The organism is Shewanella sp. A32 (assembly GCF_029167175.1).
Taxonomy (GTDB): Bacteria; Pseudomonadota; Gammaproteobacteria; order Enterobacterales; family Shewanellaceae; genus Shewanella; species Shewanella yunxiaonensis.
Genome location: NZ_JARFTS010000044.1, coordinates 1 through 7,021 on the forward strand (window position 1 = coordinate 1; position 7,021 = coordinate 7,021).

At 40.1% G+C, this 7,021-nt stretch carries 5 protein-coding genes; all 5 read right to left on the minus strand.

Annotated elements, in window-relative coordinates; translation table 11 throughout:
• Window positions 1-297: 297 nt before the first annotated feature.
• The 5 genes from PY479_RS17235 to PY479_RS17255 all read right to left on the minus strand — a co-directional run bounded on the left by PY479_RS17235 (window position 298) and on the right by PY479_RS17255 (window position 6,579).
• Window positions 298-2,469 (minus strand): SEC-C metal-binding domain-containing protein, encoded by a 2,172-nt coding sequence (locus PY479_RS17235; protein WP_275484508.1) that lies wholly within the window; start codon window positions 2,467-2,469, stop codon window positions 298-300.
• Window positions 2,470-2,584: 115 nt separating this feature from the next.
• Window positions 2,585-3,286: a hypothetical protein gene (locus PY479_RS17240; protein WP_275484509.1), complete on the minus strand. Its 702-nt coding sequence runs from the start codon at window positions 3,284-3,286 to the stop codon at window positions 2,585-2,587.
• Window positions 3,287-3,517: 231 nt separating this feature from the next.
• Window positions 3,518-4,324: a hypothetical protein gene (locus PY479_RS17245; RefSeq protein WP_275484510.1), complete on the minus strand. Its 807-nt coding sequence runs from the start codon at window positions 4,322-4,324 to the stop codon at window positions 3,518-3,520.
• 152 nt (window positions 4,325-4,476) lie between these two features.
• Window positions 4,477-5,568 (minus strand): hypothetical protein, encoded by a 1,092-nt coding sequence (locus PY479_RS17250; protein WP_275484511.1) that lies wholly within the window; start codon window positions 5,566-5,568, stop codon window positions 4,477-4,479.
• A 414-nt stretch (window positions 5,569-5,982) separates the two neighbouring features.
• Window positions 5,983-6,579: a tyrosine-type recombinase/integrase gene (locus PY479_RS17255; RefSeq protein WP_212594590.1), complete on the minus strand. Its 597-nt coding sequence runs from the start codon at window positions 6,577-6,579 to the stop codon at window positions 5,983-5,985.
• Window positions 6,580-7,021: the final 442 nt, after the last annotated feature.

The window sequence follows — 7,021 nt, forward strand, 5'->3', positions numbered from 1 at the left end:
AAGAATTTAGCTCAAATCTAATCTGACGGAGGCACCAGAAAAATGGGTAACTGTCAGATCAGGTCTGAGCTAGTACATTTTATTCGCGTTCTTGCGTAGCAAGATGTGCCTGTAGTTGAATGACTGCTTGTGTTTCAAACTCACATTTGGACATAAACGTGATAGAACTTTTGCACTAATTAGTCTTTTCGGATTAAAATTTCTATGGTTTAACGCCAATCTCACCGGTAAATTAGGAGCGCAGCGAGTAATTTATCCGTGTGCAGCTTTTTGTTAGGCATAGCCGGATCAAGATCCTTACTTTGAGCAGCACTTCTTGTATTTTTTCCCACTTCCGCACGGGCATTTTTCATTACGCCCTATTTTCTTCGATTTTCTAGTTACTGTTTGAAAGTTGACCTTATTTTTTCCTTTCCACGTCTGCGGCTTGGGAAGATCTTTAGTCGCCTCATCCATTTCATTTGACCATTCCCATTTGAAATCCTTATTAACCCCAAATCTCAATCTCTGGGATTCGGAGCCAATGCAAACACCAAACCATTGGTTAGCCTTCTGTTCATACTTCCTAAGCTCGCAGTGACGATCCAACCGCTTTGCAGCTTCGGCGTCTGAGTCATCATTACAATGAATAGTAAGCCCCGAACTGTCTTCACTTATACCAAGCGTTAAATCATGATGTTTGCCATCTTTTTGCCCCAGCTCTATCAGCTTAGATATCCCGTCATTAATCATTTCAATTGTGTCACCGCTAAGCGTCAACAGCATAAAGCCGAAATCTACCGTGGCTGGATGGTCACGTAATTCAATATCCTTAACCAACCGATCAAAGTGCGTTCCTTCGTACTTTGTTAATATTCCATCTGGAGTTGCACTGCCAGGAATTCCGTCTCGTCTGGCTAGCATTGCAAGATCTAGGTCAGCACAAATATCATCTCCCAACTGCATCATAGTATATTCACCATCCATCCAGAGATTCTGTTTTAGATGGTACGACAATATTGTTAGCTCATGTGTGGATAATATTTTATCACCATACATCGTCCTTCTATTAACGTAACTTAGGAAATGCAAAGGAGACTTTAATATTTCTGTTGCGACATCCAAGAAAAAGACATCCATCACAAAAGCTGGCTTGATTACATCGGTAGGCTTTTGCTCTAGGAACTGCCTAGCTTGAAATGACAAAGCTGGGTAATGATCAGACACCACACAGAAAGGATAAATCTCTTTGAAATCTCTTCTGAATGCTATTTCATTACCTTTCTCATCAACTATTTTATAGCTAATATTGGTTAAGCAATTGGAGCATGACAGGGCTTGATCATAGGCATCTTGAACCGCCTTTTTGAAGTCATCCTTTAGAGAAATGTCGTTCCCTTTGCGAGCAGATATGGTTAGTTTTTTTGATTTTGCCTGCAATACTATTGCTCTGTTTGCAAACACTACAAGCACATCTATTTCGCCTACCCTGTTGCCCCTTTCGTCTAATATATAAACGTTTTGAAATACTCGCCTTTCTCCGAAAACACGCTTAAGCCTTGCACTCGAAAATTCTTCGGTAAATTCACCTCGATGACGCATCGCAATACTTCTGTATGCTGCATCCGAATGGAACCAAAAAAATGGGGTCTCATATAGTGCCTCAACCAAACTGTAATTTTGAAACAAAAGGTATTTGTCGGCTTGAAGCTTTATGATTGGATAGGCGTTTATCGGGTTAAAGTCATCTAAGGAGGTAAAGTCTTCCTGCCCAACAGGCGAAACAAACGACTCAATAACTTTTTTAGCAACATCAACATTTAATTCGGATTTACCGGCTATTTCTACTGAAGAAAACGTATAGGCTTCAAAGAGACTCCATTCATTCGGATGCTTTTCAATTAGACCAGCGAAAACATCATTAATCTTATCATTTTGAAAAACCTGAATAGACTCTATAACAGACATAGCCTGCTCAAGCGAGTAGCCTTTATTTTCAATCAGCCAATCGTTATCTTTTCTATACTTATCTTTCGATAGATCTCTATACTGAAAGTGATATGCCGATTCTCCACCATAAAATATTGATTCTCTTAATACGGCGCCAGAATTGAAAGGATTAAAGCTATCGCCACCAATTTTACTTGGGTCAAATATTTCTTTTAGTGGCGGCATCATGGAATGATGCAATTCCTGAAGTAGGGCGTCAGTTTTACTAATATATTTCTGCATCAAGTCTGGAGAAGGTAAGCTTTCATCTATATCTTTTTTACATACCATTCCAATTAGGGTGGATATTTCTGTTCTTACCAATCGCTCCATTGAAAACTGTTGCAAAACGTCTTCTGGCTTCACTTCATCAGCATACCTGATGGTGTTATCTCTAAAACAGAAATATGCGATTACGTGAACGTAGCCGGGCGAATGGCAAAGATCTTCTAGTTCTTTAAATACTTCGCTTTCCTTTCTGGCTACTTTATTCTCCGGCATTCACTACTCTCCATAATGTATTGCCTAACGCCGCCATAATCTGCTGCCGAAGCAACGCGTAGGCAGTCCGGTGGAGGCCGCGCATTCTGCGGCCGGAACGTATTTCATGGCCTTGTTACAAGTTGTTTGGCACAAGCTTTAACGGCTCCCTAATTAAAGATTCGGTTTCAAACACGCTAGAGATATCAGACAGTTTGCCGATTTTTAGAGGATATGCGCCTGAGGCCTGTTTCTGCTTAAAAGCAATTCTCCATTCGTGCTGCCACGTATAATCAGAAAATTTATCGAAAACGTCCATTTGGCCATGATGCTCTTCACGGCTTAAGTATGAAACTTGCTTTGCAAGCACATTATCTTCTCGTGGAGTGTATATATTCGAGTCGTTTGAAAGAGCTTTTTTTAATCTGCTCTCAAATTCAACGATATTTGAGCCACCTATAACAACTGCTCGATTGCCAAATTTTATGAACTTTTCGGATAGGAAAAGACCAGCATCACCAGCCTCTAATATTTTGCCGTCACTAATTTTAGTCATGCTGTAGATATTGGTATCACCTTCATGGTTATAACGAAGGTCTACTTTGCCCACAGCACCCTCCAGAAGATGATCGCCGAGTGTGATCGTAAGCCTCTCAGCCTTATAGGTTGCAGCTAAACCTTCGTGTACATCTCCTCGAAGTGCTACATCTGCATCCTCGTAGTTTCTAAAATAATCAATATTATTCATGAACAGGAGGCCATCATTTAAGAATGAATCCACATATTTCTCATCCATGAATTTGATAAGAACGCGAAATATTTTATAGGGATCTTCCATTTCTCTGCGCTTCCTTAAGACTTGTAACGCCCAAAGCAGCGGCGCTCGTTAGCGCGTCCAGCCCGCAGGGCGATGCTGCCTTTGTTTGTTATGTGTTTACCTATACTCATTAATGATTAGATCGCCACCGATATTACAGTCACTCTGTTGTATTACTAAAATGTGCTCAACAATCATGTCCCAGAATCTTCCAGCAAACGATGCCGAAACAAGTAATGGGGCATGTCTATTTTAATTAGCGTTTGCTAAAATTATTACGACAAACACAACAAAAGCTATTCCCATCAATAAATTTCGTGTTTTAGGGCTGATGATCTTATCAAGATTACTGATTTCACTACTGACTAATCCCCCACAATCTCTAATATTTTCAATGTTAAAAAGCTTATCTATATCAATATCTAGAGGAGCAGATTTATGAGCGGACAACAGCAATTTTTCATAGCTTTTGGGTCTACACTTAACAATAAAAAATTTACCTGATACCAGTGTAACTTCTAAAAGGTAAAACTTTTTAGCTGCATGCATGGCTCCAACAGCAAGACCCACACCCAACGTTGCTATAGCCGCGACACTACCGATCATGACACTCTTTAGCTTTTCTTGTGCTCGTTCCTCTGTAATCTTTTCGACTTTGGCTCCAGCGAGGAATGCATAAATTTTTTGACCTTTTGTGGATATTAGACAAGCACCATCTTCAGACATTACATACTCGCCAGTAGGATAATCCCCACCTCGAATATCAAAAGTTTCCAAGCTTGGTGCTGGTTCGGGAACTGAACGAAGATTGACAATATCATCATCATCAATTTCAAATAATACTTCGGAACCTTTTACAACCTGTGCACCAGTCAATCTCGAAATTCCTTTGAATTTTCTTAGTGGCAGATGAGTATTAAATTCACATAAGACTTGATTTTGATTTAGATAACCTCTGTAAGTTACCACCCCATTTTTTACCGGTAAAAGTGCACTCCCACAATTGCTGCAAAACATACTATTATGATCGTTCTCAGCCTTGCATGCTCCACAAATCATATATTCATCCTTGTAAAAAATAGGCGCTTGGTGCTCGTTCTAGCGATACTAAATTTCGGAAAATAATGATGTGCTGGAGTTAACACAAAATCAATCTACTCAATCGCTACCGTTAGATTAGCCACTTTGTGCCATTACTGAAATTTGGCCAATTAGTTATAGCATGGAGGCAATATCTTTCGCCTAGAAGAAAGTTCGTATATATCTTGTATGAGCTCATCTTGATCATCATGCTCAGTGACAACAAATAGCTTAACACCATGTTTTCTAGCCAGATTAATCTTACGTTTATCCCGTTCAACAGTTTTCTTAAATGCTTCCTCGCCACCAAAGAAATCGACAGGCTCAAAGTGTTGTTTCCCATGATACTCTACTGCAATTTTCCAGTTTGGAAACCATATATCGAAATGTTGGCGCCCTAACCAAGATGGTTGACCATGCTGTATTACCTTTGTTTTGAAAAATTCACCTTCTAACTTCCTATAAAGCTCAGTTTCAGAAACCCACCCTTCCCCGATCTTTGGGACTCCTAATAACTCCCTTGCTTTATTTTCTGCATCTTTAGAGATTTCTTTAATTTTCCCCAAATGATCGTAGGCAGAGTAATAAGCCTTTATTTTCCAACTTAACGCAGGCTTATCCCGTAAAGGTGCTCCATTGAATAAGCTATGATGATATAAGTTTTCATTTGACAGCCATGAATCGAATATAGCAAACCAGTCTTCATTTTCTTCACCATATTCATTAAAACAGTCAATAATCTTTTCTTTGTATAACGCTTGATTATTGGTGATAAACTTTGTTTTCCTCCCTCCGCACATTAGCAATATATCAATGGGGTTAGCCTGGAGGCCTATTTTCCTCTGGACGTTTATTCTTAGGTTAGAAGAATGAGTGCTTGTTCCTGTTAGAACTTTTGGCTCGGTTTTCTCTAAGTAATCGTCATATCTTTCAAGACCAAGAAGGCAATCGTATGCCCAAAAAAGACAGTAACTGGAAAGTTTTTCTTCATGCTTATACAGCTCAGAAATATATATTAGAAACTCTGATAGTGATTCAAAACCTTTTGTGTTCCATTTAGCTAATAGCTTATACAAATAGACAAAGACATATCCAATATTGCCGTCGATATCGATAAAGTCACCAAGGTCGAGTGATTTTTCGACCTTTCTGTAGAACGCTTTTTGCTGAGCATCCAGATCCTCCTCAGATGGGAAATACCCAGCAAACTCAGGTACTTGCATAAATTTCCTTTGTGTAGACTAACGATCATAACGCAACGGCGCGGTTTTTCGTGTCCGTTGCCGTGGCTTGTTTTGTGAGTGACAGATTACGTAGGAGGTGCGCATGATGACGGGCTATTTGACTTCCTTGTATCTGAACTCTCCGTATTCCGCCAACCTTGAGAATGTTTGTTCCTCACTTGAAGCTGGCTGGCGGTGGTTGCGTGCAAGCTCGCTTCATCTGCAACACTAACACCTCAAGCTTGCTTGAAAGCAGTATACTTAATCAGCGCTTATCAACTGATTACGTAGTAACTTTGTCGCATTACTAAAATTTGGTCAATCTTTGTGTGTTAGATCTAGCCCAAAATCACACAACTGAATTGCAATGGGGCACAGGCTTTTCAGAGGCAAGAAAAGCCTGTTTCAATTGTCCTAACATTCTGTCTCTTCTGAAAGTCGCAAAGCATCCTCAAGTTCAACCCCTAGATAACGGATGGTGTTATCTAGCTTTGAATGCCCTAACAACAGCTGTACGGCCCTAATATTTTTTGTTCTGGCGTAGATCAGTGTTGCCTTCGTTCGGCGCATAGAATGTGTTCCATAATAATCGGCGTTCAGCCCAAGTTTTGAGGCCCAATTCCTGATAATGGAGCGATAGAACGAGTAACTGATAGGTTGCCCTTTATGGCGATTACTGGGGAACAGAAAGCTCCCCGAATCTAAGGAAGCAAAGCAGATCCACCGACTGATACTTTGTTGCGTTCTCGGGGTTATTTCATAATGCACATCGGTGCCTGTTTTTTGCTGAACGCATTGTACCCTTTCATAAATCACTCCTTGCGAAGATACATCGTAAACGTGCAGATTTAGCAAATCGCTCGCTCTCAACTTACTATCAATGGCTAGGTTTAGCAGTGCAATTAGCATCAGGTTGTTTTCAAGTTCAAGTCGAGTTCTGATCCGCCAGATTTCTTCTAGCTTGAAGGGGCGCTTTATGCCATTACATTTTCCTGGAGATAACTTTTTCATGCTGACCTCCTCTCAGGTTTGTTGGTCAACATAAAGTCTGGCAGCCACACCCGACAATTTGTTAAAACGGTCGACAAAATCTTCTTAGATTTAGGTACCTAATCATATTTTTCGAGTTAAATAATGTACGGTGATATCGACCCCGTGCATAGATAATAACTCTATTGTTGGCTGTCTTTACGAGTGGAATGTATACAATATGTGAACATTTTTAGAAGTTCCAGAAAGCCAATAAATAATTGATCTTGATCAAAAACAAAAATTTAAATTTAGTTAGTGCTTGAACCTTATATAAGGTATGTGTCATCTTCCCATCGAATCTTCACTACGGCATAAATTTTCAATGATGCGAAACTTGCTGTTACTAACAACACTGGCAATGATGCTGATCAGTCAGGCGCTCGCGCCAAGACTGGTTGCTGCTATGCCTGTGTCACAGCAA

What these genes read in the sequence shown, in the direction of transcription:
- PY479_RS17255 (WP_212594590.1), bottom strand. Translation starts at nt 6,579, where the DNA reads ATGAAAAAGTTATCTCCAGGAAAATGTAATGGCATAAAGCGCCCCTTC.
- PY479_RS17235 (WP_275484508.1), bottom strand. Translation starts at nt 2,469, where the DNA reads ATGCCGGAGAATAAAGTAGCCAGAAAGGAAAGCGAAGTATTTAAAGAA.
- PY479_RS17240 (WP_275484509.1), bottom strand. Translation starts at nt 3,286, where the DNA reads ATGGAAGATCCCTATAAAATATTTCGCGTTCTTATCAAATTCATGGAT.
- PY479_RS17250 (WP_275484511.1), bottom strand. Translation starts at nt 5,568, where the DNA reads ATGCAAGTACCTGAGTTTGCTGGGTATTTCCCATCTGAGGAGGATCTG.
- PY479_RS17245 (WP_275484510.1), bottom strand. Translation starts at nt 4,324, where the DNA reads ATGATTTGTGGAGCATGCAAGGCTGAGAACGATCATAATAGTATGTTT.